At 59.0% G+C, this 20,385-nt stretch carries 15 protein-coding genes and 1 riboswitch; of the genes, 7 read left to right on the top strand and 8 right to left on the bottom strand.

Annotated features, from left to right (window positions below):
- Positions 1–120 precede the first annotated feature (120 nt).
- Complete coding sequence (locus ADU59_RS16800) at positions 121–1,860, top strand: peptidoglycan D,D-transpeptidase FtsI family protein (RefSeq protein WP_068955292.1); 1,740 nt, start codon at positions 121–123, stop codon at positions 1,858–1,860.
- Positions 1,861–1,889: 29 nt separating this feature from the next.
- Here ADU59_RS16800 and ADU59_RS16795 read toward each other — a convergent pair whose 3' ends face one another.
- On the bottom strand, positions 1,890–2,948 hold the full coding sequence (locus ADU59_RS16795; protein WP_068955291.1) for a LacI family DNA-binding transcriptional regulator: 1,059 nt from the start codon (positions 2,946–2,948) through the stop codon (positions 1,890–1,892).
- Between the two features lie 147 nt (positions 2,949–3,095).
- Here ADU59_RS16795 and ADU59_RS16790 point away from each other — a divergent pair, with 147 nt between their 5' ends.
- Positions 3,096–3,314 (top strand): hypothetical protein, encoded by a 219-nt coding sequence (locus tag ADU59_RS16790; RefSeq protein ID WP_139093183.1) that lies wholly within the window; start codon positions 3,096–3,098, stop codon positions 3,312–3,314.
- Positions 3,315–3,359: 45 nt separating this feature from the next.
- Here ADU59_RS16790 and ADU59_RS16785 read toward each other — a convergent pair whose 3' ends face one another.
- The 4 genes from ADU59_RS16785 to thiB all read right to left on the bottom strand — a co-directional run bounded on the left by ADU59_RS16785 (position 3,360) and on the right by thiB (position 8,720).
- Entirely contained in the window at positions 3,360–4,883 is a 1,524-nt protein-coding gene (locus tag ADU59_RS16785) for a M48 family metalloprotease (protein WP_099050847.1), read from the bottom strand.
- A gap of 290 nt (positions 4,884–5,173) precedes the next feature.
- Complete coding sequence (locus ADU59_RS16780) at positions 5,174–5,896, bottom strand: thiamine ABC transporter ATP-binding protein (protein ID WP_068955288.1); 723 nt, start codon at positions 5,894–5,896, stop codon at positions 5,174–5,176.
- Entirely contained in the window at positions 5,883–7,526 is a 1,644-nt protein-coding gene (thiP, locus tag ADU59_RS16775) for a thiamine/thiamine pyrophosphate ABC transporter permease ThiP (protein WP_083198312.1), read from the bottom strand. Before thiP ends, ADU59_RS16780 begins: the two co-directional genes overlap by 14 nt.
- 171 nt (positions 7,527–7,697) lie before the next feature.
- On the bottom strand, positions 7,698–8,720 hold the full coding sequence (gene thiB / locus ADU59_RS16770) for a thiamine ABC transporter substrate binding subunit (protein WP_083198311.1): 1,023 nt from the start codon (positions 8,718–8,720) through the stop codon (positions 7,698–7,700).
- Positions 8,721–8,758: 38 nt separating this feature from the next.
- A riboswitch (TPP riboswitch) is annotated at positions 8,759–8,875 on the bottom strand.
- Positions 8,876–9,648: 773 nt separating this feature from the next.
- Between thiB and ADU59_RS16765 the strand changes: the two genes are divergently transcribed.
- Positions 9,649–10,125 (top strand): hypothetical protein, encoded by a 477-nt coding sequence (locus ADU59_RS16765; RefSeq protein ID WP_139093182.1) that lies wholly within the window; start codon positions 9,649–9,651, stop codon positions 10,123–10,125.
- 59 nt (positions 10,126–10,184) lie between these two features.
- Complete coding sequence (locus ADU59_RS16760; RefSeq protein ID WP_158515730.1) at positions 10,185–11,819, top strand: M48 family metallopeptidase; 1,635 nt, start codon at positions 10,185–10,187, stop codon at positions 11,817–11,819.
- Positions 11,820–11,942: 123 nt separating this feature from the next.
- On the opposite strand, the gene ADU59_RS16755 is transcribed toward ADU59_RS16760, so the two are convergent.
- Complete coding sequence (locus ADU59_RS16755; RefSeq protein WP_068955285.1) at positions 11,943–13,442, bottom strand: MDR family MFS transporter; 1,500 nt, start codon at positions 13,440–13,442, stop codon at positions 11,943–11,945.
- Positions 13,443–13,576: 134 nt separating this feature from the next.
- Between ADU59_RS16755 and ADU59_RS16750 the strand changes: the two genes are divergently transcribed.
- From ADU59_RS16750 to ADU59_RS16740, 3 genes are all read left to right on the top strand, one after another.
- A complete protein-coding gene (locus tag ADU59_RS16750) occupies positions 13,577–14,107 on the top strand; it encodes a MarR family winged helix-turn-helix transcriptional regulator (RefSeq protein WP_099050846.1) in 531 nt (176 codons plus the stop codon).
- Between the two features lie 222 nt (positions 14,108–14,329).
- On the top strand, positions 14,330–14,980 hold the full coding sequence (locus tag ADU59_RS16745; protein ID WP_068955283.1) for a thiamine diphosphokinase: 651 nt from the start codon (positions 14,330–14,332) through the stop codon (positions 14,978–14,980).
- Between the two features lie 2 nt (positions 14,981–14,982).
- Entirely contained in the window at positions 14,983–16,809 is a 1,827-nt protein-coding gene (locus tag ADU59_RS16740) for an ABC-F family ATP-binding cassette domain-containing protein (protein WP_068955282.1), read from the top strand.
- A gap of 134 nt (positions 16,810–16,943) precedes the next feature.
- Here the strand turns inward: ADU59_RS16740 and ADU59_RS16735 are convergent, their stop codons facing one another.
- A complete protein-coding gene (locus ADU59_RS16735) occupies positions 16,944–17,750 on the bottom strand; it encodes a DNA adenine methylase (protein ID WP_068955281.1) in 807 nt (268 codons plus the stop codon).
- 1 nt (position 17,751) lies between these two features.
- Complete coding sequence (locus ADU59_RS16730) at positions 17,752–20,106, bottom strand: DGQHR domain-containing protein (protein WP_158515729.1); 2,355 nt, start codon at positions 20,104–20,106, stop codon at positions 17,752–17,754.
- Positions 20,107–20,385 lie beyond the last annotated feature (279 nt).

Below are 20,385 nucleotides of genomic sequence, written 5' to 3'. Positions count from 1 at the left end.
GCAATCATCCGCCCACTCTTCCGTTGGCGAGCCATCCGACAGCGTGCATTTTCCCATCCAGACGGCAACGAGAGCCGTTCAGGGGTGCTTTCGCCGGCGTATGGATGGGGATCGTTTGGAATGATTGGCTTTGTCATGCGGCTCAGGAGCCGCAATCATTTCAGCACACGGAAAAACCGGACCTTCCTTGGCGCCGCGCAGCGCAGAATGGATACCAAGCAGAGGCTTGCCATCATCATCGCCATTTTTGCCGTGATCTATCTCGCGACGTTTGCACGCCTTGTCCAGTACGGCCTCACAGACCCCATTGCCCTTGCCTCGATCGGCGACAGCACCACCGCAGTTGTCTCCCGGCCGGATATTGTCGATCGCAACGGACAGCTGCTGGCAACGGACCTGCGAACCATGTCGCTCTATGCCGAGCCGCGCAGGATCATCGATGCCGATGAGGCGGTCGAGAAACTCGCCACCGTCATTCCCAACCTCGACTGGAGCGACACCCACAGGAAACTGCGATCCGGCTCCGCGTTTCAATGGCTGAGACGGCAGCTCACGCCACGCCAGCAATCGGATATCCTGGCGCTCGGCATACCCGGCATCGGCTTTCGGCCGGAGAACCGCCGCTTCTACCCCGGCGGCCCCACCGCATCCCATATTATCGGCCATGTGAACGTCGACAATCAGGGTCTTGCCGGGATGGAGCGGTATATCGACCAGCAGGGGCTGGCCGATCTGCGCGCCGCCGGCCTGACCGGCGATGTGCCGCTGGAACCCGTCAAACTGTCGATCGACCTTCGCGTTCAGCACATCGTCCGCGACGTCGCGGCGCGTGCGATGAAGGACTATCAGGCGGAAGCCGCCGGCGCCGTGATTCTCGACATGGAAACCGGCGAGATTCTCGCCATGGCCTCGGTGCCCGATTACGACCCGAACCAGCCATCCCGGACGCTGGCCGACGGCAGCGTCGACAAGGAATACGAAAAGGGATGGTTCAACCGGATCAGCAACGCCACCTTCGAGATGGGATCGACGTTCAAGAGCTTCACCCTCGCCATGGGCCTTGACGCCGGAAAGATCACCGTGAATTCGGTTGTCGATGCCTCCCGCCCCATCCGCATGGGCGGCTTCACGATCAAGGATTTCAAGGGCCGGAACCGTCCTCTCTCCATCCTCGAGGTGTTCCAGTATTCGTCGAATATCGGCACGGCGGCGGTGGCGGACATGGTCGGCGTCGAAGGGCACCAGGAATTCCTGACCCGGCTCGGGCTGCTGTCGAAGATGGAAACGGAAATGCCGGGCGTGGCGACGCCAACGCAGCCGAGGGCCTGGAAAAAGATCAACTCGGTAACCATCTCCTTCGGCCACGGGGTCGCAACCACGCCGTTGCAGACCGCCGTTGCGGCCGCCTCGCTCATCAACGGCGGAAACCTGATCGCACCGACCTTTCTGCCCCGGTCGCGCGACGAGGCGCAATCGATCGCCCGCAGGGTCGTGAAGGAAAAGACGAGCGCCGATATGCGCTACCTGTTCAACTGGAACGGAACGAAGGGCTCCGGCCGCCATGCCCAGGTCGCCGGTTTCAATGTCGGCGGCAAGACCGGGACGGCCGACAAGGTCATCAACGGCCGGTACGCCAGCAACATCAACTTCAACGCCTTTGTCGCGGGCTTTCCGATGGACAAGCCCAGATATATCGTCCTCTCGATTATCGACGCGCCACAGACAGGAGAGAACGGAGGCCGCACGGCCGCATCCACCGCCGCCCCGATGATCAAGGACATCATCGGCCGCGCCGGCCCGCTGCTCGGCGTTCAGCCGCAGTTCGGGAAAGACGGGTCCCTCATTCTCGCCGATTACTGACGGCAAACAGGCTGGCGATGCCGCGCTCATCAAGGCGGCGGCGGCGCCGTGCTGCCGCGGACCACCAGCGTTACCTCCAGCGCTTCCTGTTGCGCAGGCACCGCATCCTCGAGAATGGCGGCCACGGCCCGGCGCGCGATCCCGGCAAGCGGCTGCGCCATCGTCGTCAGCCCCGGCACGGCCGTTGCCGCCTCCGGTACGCCGTCGAAGCCGATGACGGACACATCGCCCGGCACCGCATATCCCCGCCCGGCAAGCCATTGCATGGCAAAGAGCGCGATACGGTCGGACATGGCCAGGATGGCCGTCGGCGGCCTTGCGGCGGCAAACAGCGCTTCCAGCGCCGCATCGACGCTCGCCCTGTCGTTTTGCGTCGCATGGACCGGCACATCCGCGCGCCCGATGCCAAAATCCGCCAGGGCCTGCCAATAGCCGAGCGCCCGGTCGCGCGAGGTGAATTTCAGCGAATGGACGGCCTGTTCCGGCGTCATGACGCCCGCCTCGCCGCCAGTAAGCCCGATGGCCAGAATGGCAAACCGCCGATGGCCGAGATCGGCCAGATGCCGCGCCGCCTGCGCGGCCCCGGCGATATTGTCGAGACCGATCGCCGGGATCGCGGCATCCCCGTCACCCAGCGCCAGGGCAATGAACGGCAATTGCCGCCGCCGTGTCAGCGCCACCAGCTGTTCGCCGCCCTCGACGCACAGCAGGATGAAGCCGTCGACCAGCGCGCTGTTGATGTTCCAGGCCAGTTTCTGCTGGTTCTGCGCCGAGACCAGCGCGATGCCGGTGCCGGTGGCGTCACAGACCGCCGCGACCTCCGTCATCAGCGCCCGCGCCCAGGGATCCTCGAAGAAATAGGCCAGCGGCTCGATCGCCGCCACGCCGATGGCATTGACCCGCCCCGCCCGCAGCAGCCGCCCCTTGATATCCGGACCATTGTAGCCGAGGTCTTTGGCGATCCCCAGCACGCGCTCGCGCACCTCCTCGCGCACCACCTCCGGCCGGCTGAAGACATTCGACGCCGTCCCCTGCGATACGCCGGCCGCCCTGGCAACGTCGGCAAGCTTTACATGTCCCTTGATCAAGATCGCTCCCCTTCTGCAGAGGCCACCCTAGCAGATCGTTGAACCGATTCAAATTTTCTTGACTTCCGGTGCAGGACATTTATCATTTTGAATCGGTTCAATTGACTCGGCAACTTCGAATTGAATCGATTCAAGAAAGATCAGAACATGCTCCCGATCCATTGCCTTCTCGATGACCTTTACAAGGAACGCTGGGGCGATCCGCACGATCCGGACCCGGCCAACCCTCTGCCCACGTCCGGCCGGACAAGCGGCGCCGTTCGCCTGCTGGCGATCGTCCCCCTTGCCGGTCTTTGCCTGCGGCCGCGCCGGCGGCGGCCGGACGCCTGGTCCTTCACGATCCCGGTCGACCGCCGGTTCCGGTAGAACCGCCGGCTACCGTCTTTCGGCCTTGGCGTGAGAGGCCTGCTCTTACTCGGAGATGATCTTGACCTTGTCGCCCGGCTTGACGGTCGAGGTGACCTGCATCGCATTGATCAGGCGGAAGAGGTCGAGCTTGCGGTCGGTTCCCATCATCCGCGCCGAGAGCGTCGCCAGCGTATCGCCCGGCTTGGCGGTGACGACGCGGATGCGCAGCGGTTTCAGCGCGGCGGCCTCCTGCGGCGTCATCCGGCGGAAGGAGGCCCGCAGCACGTCGGCCGTCGGCTCCAGACTTGGCGACCCCTTCGGAACCGCCGTCAGGAAGCGATAGATCTGGGTGTCGATGCGGATCACCGTGACGTCGAAATCCCAGCGCTCGGCCGAGGCGCGCGCCGTCGCCGCCTCCAGCCCGTTGATGGTGATGGCATGGATGGTATCCGGCTGCAGGCCGGTGACCCAGCCGCTGGCGATATAGTCCGTCAGGCTGCGCTTCTGCGTATCGGCCACGCCGTCGAACCGCACGGCGACCTCGCCCGGTCCCGTCGCCAGCACCGCCTGCGCCTTGTTGTCGATCTGGAAACCGGCGGGCACGTCGAAGCGGATGCCGAGCTTGCCATGCAGGAATGTCTGGCCGCGGACATAGCCTTCCTGCGGGCTGTCGCCATAGAGCAGGCCGTCGATGCCGGCGAGATAATAGTCGCGGCCGCGATCGCCCACCTCCCCCTCGACGCCGAAGGCGCGGGCGTGGCGGCGGGCGAGATCGACGCGCTGCGGCGCGCTCGGATGGCTCGACAGGAAGTCCAGGCTCTGGTCGCTGTCGGGATCGACCGAGGAGAAACGGCTGTAGGCCGCCATCGAATCGAGGAAACGCGCCGCCGCATAGGGGTCGTAGCCCGCCTCGCCCAGCATGCGCACGCCGATCACGTCGGCCTGCAGTTCCTGATTGCGCGAGAACGCCGCCAGCCGCAGTTTTCCGCGCGCCAAGGCCTGCTTGCCGGCGAGATCGCTCGACAGCACTTCCGAGACGACGCGGCTGGCGATGACCTCCGCCTCCTCGCGCTGCTGCCGCTCGATGCCGTGATTGGCCGTCACATGGCCCATCTCGTGGGAGAGCACGGCCGCCACTTCGGAGGCGTCGTCTGCCAGCGCCAGCAGGCCGCGCGTCACATAGAGATAGCCGCCCGGCAGCGCAAACGCATTGATGGCGGGAGAATTGAGAATGGTGATCCGGTAGGACTGGCTGGGATTTTCCGACACCACCGTCAGCGCGCCGGCAATGCGCGCCACCAGACGCTCGGTCTTGGCATCCTGATACTCGCCGCCATAGCTGGCGACGATGCGCGGATGCTCGCGGGCACCGACCTGGGCGCGCGGATCGTCCTTCTGGACTTCCTCGACGATCTGCGGGTTTGACGATGGCGAGACGCTCGGCTCATAGGTCTGCTCGATCGCCGACTGGCAGCCGGACAACAGCACTCCCCCGAGCAGCGCCCCGAGCAACGCCGTGCCGGCGCGTCGGGACACGCCAGCGCTTTTTGCCCGAAACTGCCCGTCCATGCCTGTCGTTCTGTTCATCGCCTCAGCTCGTTTCCAGTCTTCAGGCCAGCCCTGCAACAGTACCCTGGTCCGCACGCACGTAAAATTCAGTATTCTTTACAGCCGTATACATAGGCCTGGCGGCGGTTACAGCAATAGACATGCTGTACCCTATTCGTGCCTTGCCTGCCTAGCCAGCAGTCACCCACAGAAATAGTTGCCCCGTGACATCTCGGCAACTATGGCGCGAACGCAACGGAAACGAGGTGTCAAAAGCGCCGTCGCACAGGCTATGGTCCAAATTGTGGCAGGACCATCGCAGGCGATGTTCACCGGCCGAGAAAGCGCGCCACGGCCGGAATATCGCTGTGATCGAGAAACTGCGCCGTGGGCTCGTGCAGCAGGATGCGGCCCTCGTCAAGGAAAACGACGCTATCGGCCAGCGCCCGCACGTCGTCCGGGTGATGCGTGACGATCAGCATCGTATTGCCTTCCTGCCGATGGAGATCGCGCAGCAGGCCGCTCATGCCGGCGCGCAAACCCGGATCGAGCGCCGCGAAGGGTTCGTCGAGAAGCAGCACCGGCTTGCGCCGCACCAGCGCGCGGGCCAGCGCCACCCGCTGGCGTTCGCCGCCCGACAGCGTCGGCGGCAGGCGCTTGCCGAAACCATCGAGCCCGACCCGTTCGAGCGCCGTAGCGATGTCTGCACGCTCTTTCAGCCCCAGCCGGAGCGACGGATCGATGCCCAGCCCGATATTGGTGCTGACGTCGAGATGCGAAAACAGATTGTGTTCCTGAAAGATCACCGAGACCGGCCGCTCCGCCGGATCGCGGCCGGCAACGTCTTCGCCAAGAATCTCGACGGTGCCCGCATCCGGCGTCTCGAACCCGGCAATGACATTGAGCAGCGTCGACTTGCCGGAGCCGGATGCGCCGGTCACCGCCACGATCTGCCCCTTGCCGATGGCGCAATCGAACCGCAGCCCGGTCTTGCCGAACCGCACGACCACGCCGTCAAGACGAAGGGCGGTATCCGTTTCAGGCGGCGGCATCGTGTCTCCTCCGATCATCATTACCAGCCGACGGCGTGCCGGCGATGGTCAGCACCAGGCAGACGAGGCCGAGAACCAGCGCCAGCCCGGCCGCATCGGTGGAACGGTAGCTGGCCATGCGGCTATACAGCAGCCAGGGCAGCGTCACCATATCCTGCGAGCCGAACAGCGCCACGGCCCCCAGATCCCCGAGCGACAGGGCGCAGGCAAAGGACAGGCCCATCAGCAGCGGCTTTTTCAGGCCCGGCCAGTCGATGAAGCGCAGCCGGTGCCAGCCGCCAAGGCCAAGACTTGCGGCAAGCCTTGCCGTGCGGGCGGCATGCGTCGCCATCGCCGGCTCAAGCACGCGGTAGACGAAGGGCAGCGCCATCAGCATGTTGATCAGGATCACCAGCAGCGGCGCAAAGACGGTGATATCGCCGAACGGCCGCAGCAGCAGGAACCAGCCGGCACCGAGCACCACCGGCGGCACCAGCAGCACCAGCGACGAACCGGCGGAAAGACCGGAGGCAAAGCCGCGATGGAGCGCAGACGGATGCCGCGACGCCAATACCGCCTGCCGCGCCCGGATCATCACCGCCGTGGCCACCACACAGAGCAGGCCGGAGACCAGTGCGATGACGATACTCGTCACCAGTGCCCGCCGCACCAGCGGTTCGCCGGCCAGACGCAGGAGATCGGCACGCAGGCCGGCAGAAACGACGGAGCCGAGCGGCAGCGCGACGAACAGAACGGCAAGGGCGATCGCCAGACCATCGGCCACCCGGCCCAACCGGCCCCTTCCATCGAACCGGCGCACCCTGCGCCCGCCGCCATGGCCCTCATCGGCCGTCGGTGTCAGAAAACGGATGGCAACCAGCAGCGCCGATGTCACGGCAATCTGCAGCAGCGACAGGGCGATGGCGCGCGGCGGATCGAAATCGAAGCGCAGCGCCTGATAGATCGCCACCTCGATCGTGCTGGCCGCCGGCCCGCCGCCGAGGATCAGCACCAGCGTGAAGCTGGTGGCGCAGAGCATGAAGATCAGCCCGGCAATGCCCGGCAGCAGGCCACGAATCACCGGCCATTCGATGAAACGGAAGATCGACAGCGGCCGCATGCCGAGATTGGCGCCGACCAGCCAGTATTCGCCGGGAATCCGCTCCAGCCCGCCCAGCATCAGCCGGGCCGCCAGCGGCATGTTGAAGAACACATGGGCGAGAAGGATGCCCGAAAGCCCGTAGATGCTGACCGGCTGATCCAGCCCCAGCGCAGCGAACGCCGTGTTCAGCACGCCCTGCCGCCCCCAGATGCCGATCAGGCCAAGGGCTGCGACCAGCGCCGGCAGCCCGAGCGGCAGCGCCATCAGCCGGATGATCCAGACCCGGCCGGGAAAACCCGCCTGCCGCGCCAGCGCCCGGGCGACCGGGATGGCGAAGAGGATGGAAAGACCTGTCGAGAGCGAAGCCTGCAGCAGCGTGAAGCGGGCGACACGCCAGACATAGGCATCGAACAGCGCCGCGTCGCTGCGTGTACCCGGCACATCGAAGGCCAGCAACGCATAGGCCGCCAGACAGACGAACAGCACGATGCCACCGAGGCAAAGGGCGCCGGCGGTCAGTGTCAGACGTCTCTCGATGCGGTTGATCATGATGGCTTTGTTTCCAACGGACAGTCCCAGCCCCTCACCCTAGCCCTCTCCCCGCACGCGGGGAGAGGGGACGACGGAGGTTGCCGCCTGGTCCTTCTCCCCGTTTACGGGGAGAAGGTGCCCGACAGGGCGGATGAGGGGCCTTTACTCAGACGAAACGAATCCCCCCTCTCAATTCTTGCTCATCGCCGAAAGCCACTCGTCGATCCAGGCCTTGCGGTTCGCCGCAACCTCATCCGACGACATCAGGAAGGTTTTTGCCGGCGTCACCAGCTTGCCGAAAGCCTCCGGCAGCGGCTCCCTGGTGGCGGCCACCGGCATCATCCAGTTGGTCGTCGGGATGATCGACTGGAACTCCGGGCCGGTGACGAAGGAGAGGAAATCCCTCGCCAGCGCCGGGTCCCTGGCAGCCTTGGTCATCCCGGCCACTTCGATCTGGATATAATGGCCTTCGGAAAACGCCGCCGCCTGATAGCGGTCGGTGTTTTCGGCGATCATGTGATAGGCCGGCGAGGTCGTATAGGACAGGACCATCGGCGCCTCGCCCTTGGTGAACAGGCCGTAGGCTTCCGACCAGCCGGGCGTGACCGTCAGGACGCGATCCTTGAGCTTGGCCCAGGCGGCACCCGCCTGATCACCATAGACCGATTTCACCCAGAGCAGCAGCCCGAGGCCCGGCGTGGAGGTGCGCGGATCCTCGATGACGATCTTCTGGGCGGGATCGCCCTCGACCAGGTCCTTCAGGCTCTTCGGCGGCACCTTGATCGCCTGCGTGTCATAGATCACGGCGAAATGGCCGTAGTCGTAGGGCACGAACGTATCGTCGGAAAACCCGCCGGGAACCTTGACCGCCGCCGTATCGATGCCATGCGGCGCAAAGAACCCGGTCGCCTTGGCCTCGGACACCAGATTGGTATCCAGCCCAAGCACGATATCCGCCTTGGAGGAGGCCCCTTCGAGCTTCAGCCGGGTCAGAAGCTCGACGCCATCGGCAACGCTGACATAGGAGACCTTGCAGCCGCAGGTCTTCTCGAACGCTTCAGCGACCTTGGCACCGGGGCCCCATTCGCTGGTAAAACTTTCATAGGTATAGACCGTCAGCACCTTGTCTTCGGCCGATGCCGAAAACGCGGTCGTCAGCGCCGCGATCGCCGCCAGAAATGGCCCGAGAAGTGGAATGATTGCCTTGCGCATCCGCGCCTCCTTTAAATCCAAAAATGGGGAAGAGGGCGCTGATTGTGCCGTCTAATCCCTCCGCCGGTACAAACCGGATCAGGTTCTTCGGGTTGGCTGGCGGCAGCCTCTCAGCCGGACGTCGAGAACGACGAACGGCACCCCGTTAGAGCAGGAGGAGATTTAGACGTGAGGGATAGGCTTGGCAAGGGGTGGGAGGGGACGCCCAATTTGGAAAGCGGCGAAAGTCACCAGCGGCGTGGAACGTATTTGTACCCATGACCAAGCAACCTGCGCATGATACGGCGTCGTAGGCCAATTGCTTACTTTTTGCCGCTTATGGTCAACCCGAGCAGCATTTTATCATAAAATGATACTTTTCATCGTCTCATAAAAACACTGCACCCCGCTCAGAGCCACATATTGCATTCCCGACAGTATCCCTTGGCTATGCAGCATTGTCGTTTTAATGTCGTCACGTTGCCCGCCGTCATCGAGGGAAATGCAATCGAATCTACGACGACGTAACTCTTAAATTGCGTTAGTGTCCGAATTTAAACAGATTATCTCTGTATATAGATATAATAATAGTTGAACTTGCATAAAATTCGTGTTCTATAAAGATATTTTTGGTTGATTATTAGCGACTTGATGTCAAATGGCGGATTTCATACGAATGGTTGCGCCGACGTATAGTAGTCAAATTTGCGCATCAAAGGCGGATAATTGGCGAAATTTCTCCGAATACAACTAAGTATTCTCGGTATAAACCAAATAAACTCGCGGCTTCGCACCGCCCATTTTAAAGATATTTCAAGTCGCATTGGGCTGAATCCATACTGTATTGTAACAGTGGTAACCTGGAATGCCTCGTCGATCTAGCCTTCTGCTCAGAACGAGCTGAGCAATGAAATATTTAAAAAATCGCTAAGATAGCTTGGGGGATACTATGAAAAACATCGAAAACGACTTGGCTCGCGAGTTCGGACGATACATGACGGCAGACATCGCACCAGAAGAAAGCCCGTTTTATGACGAGATAATCGACGCGTACAGTACCACACCAAAAGCGAAGAAGGACAGGACATTGGCCTTCGGTACGTCGCCAGGCGGGGTAATCATGGCGATAGTGCTGATGGACGTTGGAAAAATTGTCGTTCAATCGCTTTGGGCAATTGCTCAACCGATGCTTGTCGGGGTTGCGCAAGACGCGGCAGCAGAACTTCAAGCGGGCTTTAGCGAAAAAATCAGAACATGGATCAAGGGCCGCTTTCAGGAGTCCGCACCTGTGACGTTAACCGTGGAGGAGGTTGAAGGCATTCTCCAGGCGGTTGTGAGTGTTGCCGTGGAAAAGGGGTGTGACGAAACCCAAGTGGCAGGTATTACCAACTCTCTGAAGTCGGCTTTCGGTCGCTCGCAGCTATGACAATAAAGCGGGTAAACCTGTCGCATTTTCCAAGCGTTACCAGATCGCAGTTCTCACTGATGCTGTGTGCCGTACTTTTGCTGGCGTTCGTATATGGTCAAGCTTGGATTTCCATAAATCCTTCAGCACTGGGAAAGCTGTCTGACTTCGCAGGCTTGGCGAACGGTGCGGCAGGAGCTGTGCTTGCGTTTTCGGCGGCCTTTGCGCTCTATCTGGTTCACCCTTATTTCGAAAAGCGCTCGTTCGGAGAGATGCAGGAGGTCGCGAGCGAAAGCCCGCTTTTTCAACGAGCGAAGGAAATCAGTGTTCGGCTGGGGGTTGAAATGCCTCGGCTCCTTATGGACCGAGACATTGCCAATGGCGACGCGGTGGCGATGGGTCTGCCAGGCAAAAAAACGATATTGATGGGGCGCGGACTATTATTGCTTTTTATCAAGAGGCCGGAGGATTTCGACGCTATTATTGCGCATGAATTAGGACATATTAAGAATAAAGACGTTGCGGTAGCTTTCTTTGCTAGGGCACTTATTGTCGTTTCATTTGTTTTTTTGTCCGCCGCTATTATTTTGTATTTTTCTCAGCTTATCAATATCTTCGTGAGAATATGGCCAAAATGGCCGGGTGGCCATGAATCGATTGTTGAATTCGCCACGGTGAGATTTGGTTGGATCGGGTTCAACCTTATGATGCTCGCCGTACTCGCAGGCAAGACCCTGTTTTGGGTAGTCATTCTTAGAATCCAATATGGCGCATTTCTGAGGGTGCGAGAAAGTTACGCTGATATTACCGCGGCCTCGATTGTCGGCCCTCAGCCGATGAAAGGACTTCTTGCCGGTGGATTGACGTCGGAGGCGGCGAAGAAAGAAAGTAGATCTTTTCAAATTTTCTCAGTACACCCTAATCTAAAAGAAAGAATTCGCGCAGTCGGAAACCCCCTGATGGTTCTGAGGCCAGGCATTTTTCGCCTGGGTTGGAATGGTTACATGATAGGCCTTGGTGCTTCTGTAGTCGAGAGCATAGATCATATCCCAGAGGTGGATGCAAACACTATGGAAGAGGCTTTAAATTCCATGTTCACTGACGCTATTACGTTCTTTTTGTTATTGTTTTTTACTATTATCATTTTTGCAACGATACTCTCAATTATGTCGATGTTGATTAATTTATCTGTCTGGTTTAATTTGAGTGATATCCCTACTTTTCATAAAACCAGAATATTAATAATTGGAATTGTTGGTTTTATATGTGGACTTGAGCTAGCCCTCTCCGTTAATCCGCAATCAATACACGACATAGTAAATTCCCTTGGCGATTTAGATGCTATATTACTCGATTCTGCAGATATGATCGTGGGCATTTTTTTTGTTGGTATTGCGTTTGTTGGTTGGCTTCTAGTGTCGGTTGTCGTGTGGAGGCTGATAACGTCCTCTCGCTCCAATGCCCCTGGGAGGTTTCGTTGGGTAGCGATCAGTCTGCTAATATTTTTCGCACTTGAGTATATCTTCGGTATTGCCGGAGTGGTTACCGATCAAGCTATTGTGAGGAGAGGTGATGCAGTATCGACATCTTTAATCTTGCTTTCGATAGCTTTCGCTTTCTGGTTCGCCGCCTATCTCGTTGCCCGCCGATCATTTTCACTGAGGTTTCAGCCTGCTTCCGAGAAGGCAAACTGGGTTTTTGAACCAACGCCGTAAACAACGGTGGTATGCTGATAAGGTTTTGTAGAAGATCGCACCAACCGGACCATAAGCTGCGCAGAAGGTCTCGCGATATCTTAAAGCGGTACCGATCAATTGGGTGCGGGGGACGGTCACCCCTCACACCACCTTCTGCGGCAACCGTACCGCCTTCACGCTCACCGCCGAAACCAGCGCAATCAGCGATATGCCCATCGCCGTCAAAAACAGCGGCTGGAAGGCGGCCGTGTAGCTTTCGGCGACCAGCTGGCGCGTTGCCTGCGGCAGTGTCGACAGCACCAGCGGTGTCAGCTTTTCGATGTCGTCGATGCCCGGGATCGCGTTCGTGCCGCGCGCCAGACCGCTGGCGATAATGGCGCCGTAGATGGAGATGGCGATCGAGGCGCCGCCCATGCGCGACAGGGTGACGGCGCCGGTGGCGGCCCCGACATCGCCGCGCGCGGCGATGTTCTGCACGGCGACGATCGGCACCTGCTGGCCGAAGCCGATGCCGATGCCATGCAGCGCCATGACGGCGCAGATCACATAGAGCGGCGTGCCGGGGTGGATCTGCGAGAAGATCAGCAGCGACAGCATCGTCAGGCTGGCGCTGACGATGGCAAACGGCTTGTAGCAGCCCGAGCGCGCAATCAGCCGTCCCGCCGTCAGCGCGCCGCAGACGATGCCGCCGGTCAGCATGATGAACAGAAGCCCGGCGAGCGAGGGGCTGAGCCCCGTCGTCGTCTGCAAGAACAGCGCGAAATAATTGACCATGCCGATGCCGACCGCGCCGCTGGCGAGCGAGATCACCAGCATCAGGCTGAAGGTCGGATTGGAAAACAGCGCCAGCGGCACGACCGGCTCCGGCGCCCGCCGCTCGACCAGCACCCAGGCCACGGCGCACAGCGCGCCGATGGCAACGACCGCAAGGCTGCCGAGCGAAAACAGCGAGCCGAACAGTTCCGCCCCATCGCCGAGCAGCACCACCATCGTCACGGCACCCGCCAGAAGCAGCGCCCCGGCATAATCGATCGTCGGCCGGCGCGTCGGCCGGCGGAAGGGCAGGAAGAAAAACAGGCCGGCGAGCACGGCGATGCCGATCGGGATATTGATCAGAAAGATCGAGCGCCAGCCGAAGTGATCGCTCATCGCCCCGCCGAGCACCGGGCCGATGGCGCCGGACGCCATCAGCACCAGGCTGGAATAGCTCTGGTACCTGGCCCGCTCGCGCGGCTCGAACAGATCGGCATTGATGGAGAAGATCGACACCATGATGCCGCCGCCGCCCAGCCCCTGCAGCACGCGGGCGGCAATCAGCGTGTTCATCGACACCGCAAGGCCGCAGGCAATCGAGCCCAGGGTGAAGATCGTCACCGCCGTCAGCATCACATATTTGCGGCCGAACAGATCGCCGAGCTTGCCGTAGAGCGGCATCACCGCGCAGGTGGCCAAAAGATAGGCCGAGCCGATCCAGCCGAAGCGCTCCATCTGGCCGAACTCGCCGACGATGGTCGGCAGCGCGGTGGCGACGATCTGGTTGTCCAGCGTCGCCATGAACAGGGCCGTCATCAGGAAGAAGAAAAGCGTGAGCCGAAGCGCGGGGCTGGAGACCAGCGGCGCAGGCGTGACATGCATGTCCATGGGGGGTATCCGGTTGCTTTCGTCAATTAATGTGCTATCAGCATATAATTGTCAACAGCACATTTATGTGAACCGCACATTCCGGCTTTCTCAAGGCACCAGGCTTTGCTATTGTCCGGCCCATGGAAAACACGATGCCGACACTCGAAAACGACACCCGCCAGAGCGAGAAGGAGGCAAACCGCGCCTCCATCAGCCAGTCCATGGGCCGCTGGCGGCTGCTGGTCGGCCGGCGGGTGCTGGCCCGCCTTGCCATCGAAAATGTCGCCCCGGGCCTCGAAATCACCCATCTCGACGTGCTCGATGCCGTCTGGCGCGCCGAGCCCGAAGGCGAGGTGACGGTCGGCACGATCGCCGAATTCATGCGCATCGATCCGTCGCGCGCCAGCCGCATCGTCGCCGACATGGTAGCGCGCGGTGCTCTTCGCCGGGAAGCCTCGCAGGCCGATGCCCGCCGCATCATCGTCGTCATGACCGATCTGGGAAACACGCTGATGCGCGAGGTCAAGGCCGTCAAGCGCGAGGTGATCGGGAGCATCCTTGCTGACTGGCCGGAAGACGACGTCACCGCCTTTGCCGGCCTGTTCGACCGCTTCGTCACCTCCTTCGAGCGCGTCCATCAGGCGCGCGAAAAGGAAAATGCCGAGCGCCGCGCCGCGCCGTAACGCGCGCCTCCTCTTCTCCCCAGCGGGGAGAAGGTGCCCGCAGGGTGGATGAGGGGGCGGCGGGTTCGGAATATGCGGAAACGCCCTCATCGCCTCGTTTCACCCGGCACGCCTCCCCGCCGGAGAGAAGAAGGCGCCTGCCGCCCCTTTCAGACCGGCCTCGATGCAAATGCTGCGCTGCCCCTTCCCCTCCTCCCCCTGTTTACGCTATGGCCTTGCGCCATGAGACAACTGGCCTTTGCAATCCTGATGGGCGGCGCGCTGACACCGACGGACCGGCTGCGCGCGCACCTTGCCGGCGCCCGCGTGATTGCGGCCGATGGCGGCATGCGGCATGCGCAGGCATTGGGGCTGAAGCCCGAACTCTGGGTCGGCGATTTCGATTCCACGCCGGACGCGCTGATTGCCGAATGGCCGGACGTGATCCGCGAGCCCTATCCGCCCGCCAAGAACGAGACCGACGGCGAGATCGCCGTGGCCGCAGCCCTCGAGCGCGGCGCAACCCGGCTGATCTTCGCCGGCGCTCTCGGTGGCGAGCGCAGCGACCATGCCTTCATGCACCTGCTCTATGCCGCCAAACTCGCCGAAGACGGCTTCGACGTGCTGCTCACCTCCGGCGAGGAGGAAGCCTGGCCGCTGCTGCCCGGCAGCCGAGACATCGACCTGCCGAAAGGCAGCCTGTTTTCCATCCTCGGGCTCGATACGCTGACCGGGCTTTCCATAGCCGGCGCCCGTTATCCGCTTGACGATTTCCATCTGCCGTTCGGCTCCTCGCGCACCATCTCCAATGTCGCCGAAGGCACCGTCCGCTTCACCCTTTCCTCCGGCCGGGCGCTCATTCTTGCCCGTCCGCAAGACCTTCCGGGAGCCTGACCATGGCGCCGCCCATTCTGAAACTCGACGATATCGTCCTCTCCTTCGGCGGCACGCCGCTGCTTGCCGGCGCCAACCTTCAGGTGGAGCCGGGCGACCGCATCTGCCTTGTCGGCCGCAACGGCTCGGGCAAATCGACGCTGATGAAGATGGCCGCCGGCCTTGCCGAACCGCAGACCGGCGAGATCTTCCGCCACCCCTCCGTCACCATTCGCTACCTGCATCAGGCGCCGGATTTCGACGGCTTCGATACCGTCCGCGCCTATGCCGAAGCCGGCCTTGGGCCCAGCGACGACCCCTACCGCGTCGCCTACCTCTTGGAACATCTGGGTCTCACCGGCGACGAGGACCCCTCGCAGCTGTCCGGCGGCGAATCCCGCCGCGCAGCCCTTGCCCGCGTCATGGCGCCGGAGCCGGATATCCTGCTTCTCGACGAGCCGACCAACCATCTCGACCTGCCCACCATCGAATGGCTGGAAGGCGAGCTGATCAAGAGCCGCTCGGCCCTTGTCGTCATCTCCCATGACCGCCGCTTTCTCGAAAAGGTCTCGACCGCCACCGTCTGGCTCGATCGCGGCCAGTCGCGCCGCCTGTCCCAGGGGTTTGCCTTCTTCGAGGCCTGGCGCGACAAGGTGCTGGAAGAGGAAGAGATCGAGCAGCACAAGCTCGGCAAGGAAATCGAGCGCGAGGAACACTGGCTGCGCTATGGCGTGACGGCCCGGCGCAAGCGCAACATGCGCCGGCTGGGCGCGCTGCAGGACCTGCGCGCCAAGCATCGCGGCCATAACGGCCCGCAGGGCTCGGTGCAGGCAACGGTCTCCGACGCCCGCGAATCCGGCAAGCTGGTGATCGAGGCCGACCAGATCACCAAGACCTATGGCGACCGCACCATCGTCGCCCCCTTCTCGATCCGCGTCCATCGCGGCGATTGCATCGGCCTTGTCGGCCCCAACGGCGCCGGCAAGACGACGCTCCTGAAGATGCTGACCGGCCAGATCAAGCCCGACAGCGGCTGGGTCAAGCTCGGCACCAATCTGGAGATCGCCACGCTCGACCAGCGCCGCGAGGACCTCAACCTCGAGGATACGCTGGCGCATTACCTCACCGACGGCCGCGGCGACAACCTGCTCGTCAACGGCGAGCAGCGTCATGTCACCGGCTATATGAAGGAATTCCTGTTCCAGCCCGAACAGGCGCGCACCCCGATCAAGAACCTGTCCGGCGGAGAGCGGGCAAGGCTGATGCTCGCCCGCATCCTGTCGCGCCCGACCAACCTCTTGATCCTCGATGAGCCGACGAACGACCTCGATATCGAGACGCTGGACCTGCTCCAGGAAATCGTCGCCGGCTTCCCCGGCACCGTCATCCTCGTCTCCCACGACCGCGACTTCCTCGACCGCACCGTCACCTCCACCATCGCGCCTGCCAACCCGGACGCGCCGGATGGCCGCTGGATCGAATATGCCGGCGGCTATTCCGACATGATGGCCCAGCGCAAGGGCATGGCCGACGAAAAGAAGCGGGCCGACAAGGCCGAAAAAGCCCGCTCCGCCGACACCGGCACCTCATCCTCCGCGCCAAAAGCGGGCAAAGGCAAACTCTCCTTCAAACAGAAATTCGCACTGGAGAATTTGCCGAAGGAGATGGAAAAGGCAGAAGCCGAGATCGCCAGGCGCGAGACGGAAATGGCCGATCCGAAGCTGTTTGCCAAGAACCCGGCCCGGTTTTCGGCGCTGGCGGCTGAGATGGAAAAGCTGCGGGCGGGGATTGTGCGGATGGAGGAGGAATGGCTGGAGCTGGAGATGTTGCGGGAGGAGATTGAGGGGTAGGGGGGGTTGAGAGAACGGCCGCTCCGCCCCACAAGGGGACGGCAGACGATGATCACTCGCAAAGGCTTCCTCGAATGAAGTGGTTGTCTAACGAGAAAACTCAATGCTGATGGTCAAGGAATCGGGCATGCCCATTAACCTTCGAGGTTACATGTAAATATCGCCTCTGTGGTGCCGCCACGCTTGTTGGACTTCCCGGCCAATACCGATTGCCGGGCAAGCTTCCGGTATTGAAATTTTTGCACGTAAAGTTGGCGGACTGATTCATGGTCAGCATTAGTCAACACGATGGAAACCCCCCGATTTGCCGCCTTTTGCAGGGCATTACTCAAGCGTATTTGATCCTGCCAACTGAAAATCTGTTCATTGTACTTCAGGAATCCATTGAAATTGTGCTGGACAGTGTATGGAGGATCGACAAACAGAAAATCTCCATGCTGGGTCTCATCAATTATTTTCTCAAAATCCTCATTTCGTAGCTCGGCCCGTTTTAAAGTCTCGGAAACAGCTAAAAAATCATCAGTACTCATCACGACAGCTTGCTTTGTGCCAATAGGAACGTTGAATTCGCCTCGTTTATTAACTCGGTATAAGCCATTCCAACACGTTCGGTTTAGGTACAGAAAACGAGCAGCAGCGGCATCAGCATCTACACATAATTTCGCTCGGATTTGGTAATAGTATTCCTTAGAATGCATGGCTTGATGAGCATGCATTCTTTCTTCAAATTCCCACGGATTATCCCGGACAACTTTGTAGAGGTTTATTAGATCGGCGTTCAAGTCCGACAATATTGCGCTTGAAGGTTTCAGGTGAAAGAATACGGCCCCACTTCCCAAGAACGGCTCGACGTAACGCTGATATTTCGAAGGCTTAGGGAGGCGATCAGCGACAACGAGCCATCGCTTTCCTCCGGCCCACTTTAATATAGGACTGACCATACTAGGAAATACTCTTCAATTTCGGCGTTAATTCAGACCTAAGCCAGTCAAGAAACTCGATATCCTCTTCTGTGTACGTTCTCATATTATTCTTATGGGCTGCAACTCTTCTCAATTCGTTATACCTAGATATCCAGTCAAGATAGTACTTTTTCCCCTTTTTCTCGTCTTCCATTGGCATGTTAAATATGTACTCAAAATGATCCCAGTTATTCTTTTGCTTAACAATCTCCTCGAGATCAATCAAATCGAAATAAGCTTCCCTTGGTTTTCTCCTCTCCTGCTTATCTTCTTGTTGTTTTCTATAAGCGTTATCTTTAACCCGCCGACTCTCGACTCCGACCTCCCAAAACGCAGCATCCCCCGACGGAAGGATGTGAGTGCCGTGAATTGATTTCAAAGTTTCGATGACGTAATTAGTAAGTCGCTCTGACAAGTTCATCACAAACGCGTTGGCTTCATCGACCCTCGCGGACTCACGTTGTGATATCCACGTTATGAATTCTTGCGGCCCGAAGTCAGGATGCACATCGTGTATCACCTTCAGCAGGTGATACAGGTACTCTTTGACACCACCCTCGCCAAACTTGCGAGAAAATTTTTGCGAAATGGCGTCATCGTCTGCCGAACTAAAATGATCAAAAAGAGGCTTGGTAAAATCGACAACGCAGGCAGCAAACTCTTTTTCTTGAATTGCATGGAAGTCCTGACCTGTTTTTTGACTTAGATATTTCACAACCTCGGCGATTAACCCAAGATGGGCGCGTATGCCAGGATTGGTCGAGATATAACCTGTTCGTCCGGCTTCCCATCGTTCTGGATTGGTCTTTCTGAGTTCCTCAAAATAGGCATTCAATACAATCTTTGCGCGAGTAATGGTAGCCTCGTCGGTTGGGCCAGAAAGCGGTCCTCCCAACCGCCCCTTGCCAATGACCCGCCCAATAAGCTCGGATCTCACCAGACCATTGACCGCCTCGGATACGGTTAGATTCTGATTGGCCTCAGGTGGAACGCCGTGTGTAATAAAGCGACGCGAAAGAGGGCTAGTCTTATCGGTATTAATCGCCCGGACCACAGCAGAAGCCAGTGCCGACGTTGCTGTCCTTGCGTCGCTATCTCCTAGTCGCAAATCGGCAAGAAGGCTCACCAATAGACTTTTCGGAACGCTTTTCTGCTTGTGGTTGATGGTGATAAATAGATCTGCCTCCTTATGTGTATCCATCCCATTGAATGCCAATACAAAAAGGCTTTGATCAAGAAATTTATCGGTGATACTCGAATATCCATATAGTCTATGTTGTCCGTCAATAATCCATGCTGACCTATATAGTTGCGGAAGTGTAAGCCATCCAAATTTGATATTATCATCCGTATTTTCTTTATTTGAAATAGGATCGAATCGTGGAGGGGATGTGAAGTTTACGAGGATATTGGTCGGAAAGAATCCCCCTTGTTTGATGAACTCTCCGATTTCTTTGATTCGGCTTGACGAAATCATTCGCTGGTAAGCGGGTTTTCCGTCAGGATGATTGAGCGCCTGATGATTAACAAACGCAATACGTAGGAGATTTCTAGGTGTAACTACAAAACTAAAGAATGTTTCTCCAGCGATCCTTCCTTTGATCGCGGGTATTTTAACTCCCTCGAGCCCGGGAACTTTTTGTCCTTTTAAAAACTCACCAAGTATTTGATATTTTCCTGCTGGGCCCATATGCTTCAGAAACGCTTCAAAATACTGAATTTCATTCTCGGTCGTTACTGTTATTTTTCCGTCTTCAGCTCTCTCCAAATCCGACTCTGACCAAATTATATTATTGGTAGCATAAAGCCAAATTATCTTCGGCTTGGCTGTGTTCGGATAACTTGAGTAAATCAATTTTCTTATATATTCTTGTAGTAATATTGTATCTTGGAGATCTTTCTGAAGGCTCTTTCGGCCTCTCGTTTCTCGTGATTTGCATTCTGCAACTATCGCAGTCTCTGCGTCAGCCGCGAATACATCTATTTGTTTTCGGCCTATTGAACCATCGGTTCGTTTAAATTCGATAGTAGATCTGTGTCCATTCATCTGCTGGTAGCCCATCATGCGCAGCAAGGACCAGATCCGATCTTCAAGTAATTGATCGTGTTGTTTCGGCCGTCCCAACGTAGTTTGCCGTTTACCGGCTTTCTTTACGGCCCAGCCATTGCCCAACTCTTCAGCAACGTCCTCAGGACGTACTGTTTTAAAATTTAATGGGGGTTTGCGACGCTTGGCCTCTGCGCGAAGATCGGTCTCAAGCCTCAATAGTGGATTGAACACAGCGTCAGGCTGAGTGATAACTGCTTCTATTTTGTCGCTGATGTACTGGTTCAAGGCTTCCCCCGATCGCCTAATTGAGTCGTCAGCGCGATATAACAACATGATGTAGATGATATCTACCACTTCTAGACGCATAGAGATCGATCATTTGATTTTTAGCTGTATATGAATGTGGAGGTAAGGGCGCAGCCTCTCCTGTTAAGTCGGGCTTTCTTGCTTGAGACGCTGAATCATGCGGCGCAGAGACGCAACAGGAGGGCATCATGCCTCCCTCGCGGCCCGGAAAACGTAATTTCCGAAGCCTTTGAGCGTTGATGGTGTTTCTCCTAACCG

The sequence above is a fragment of the Pararhizobium polonicum genome, from assembly GCF_001687365.1.
GTDB classification, from domain to species: domain Bacteria; phylum Pseudomonadota; class Alphaproteobacteria; order Rhizobiales; family Rhizobiaceae; genus Pararhizobium; species Pararhizobium polonicum.
The sequence above is the reverse complement of the archived record's forward strand: the minus strand, read 5'-3'. Positions and strand labels throughout refer to the sequence as shown.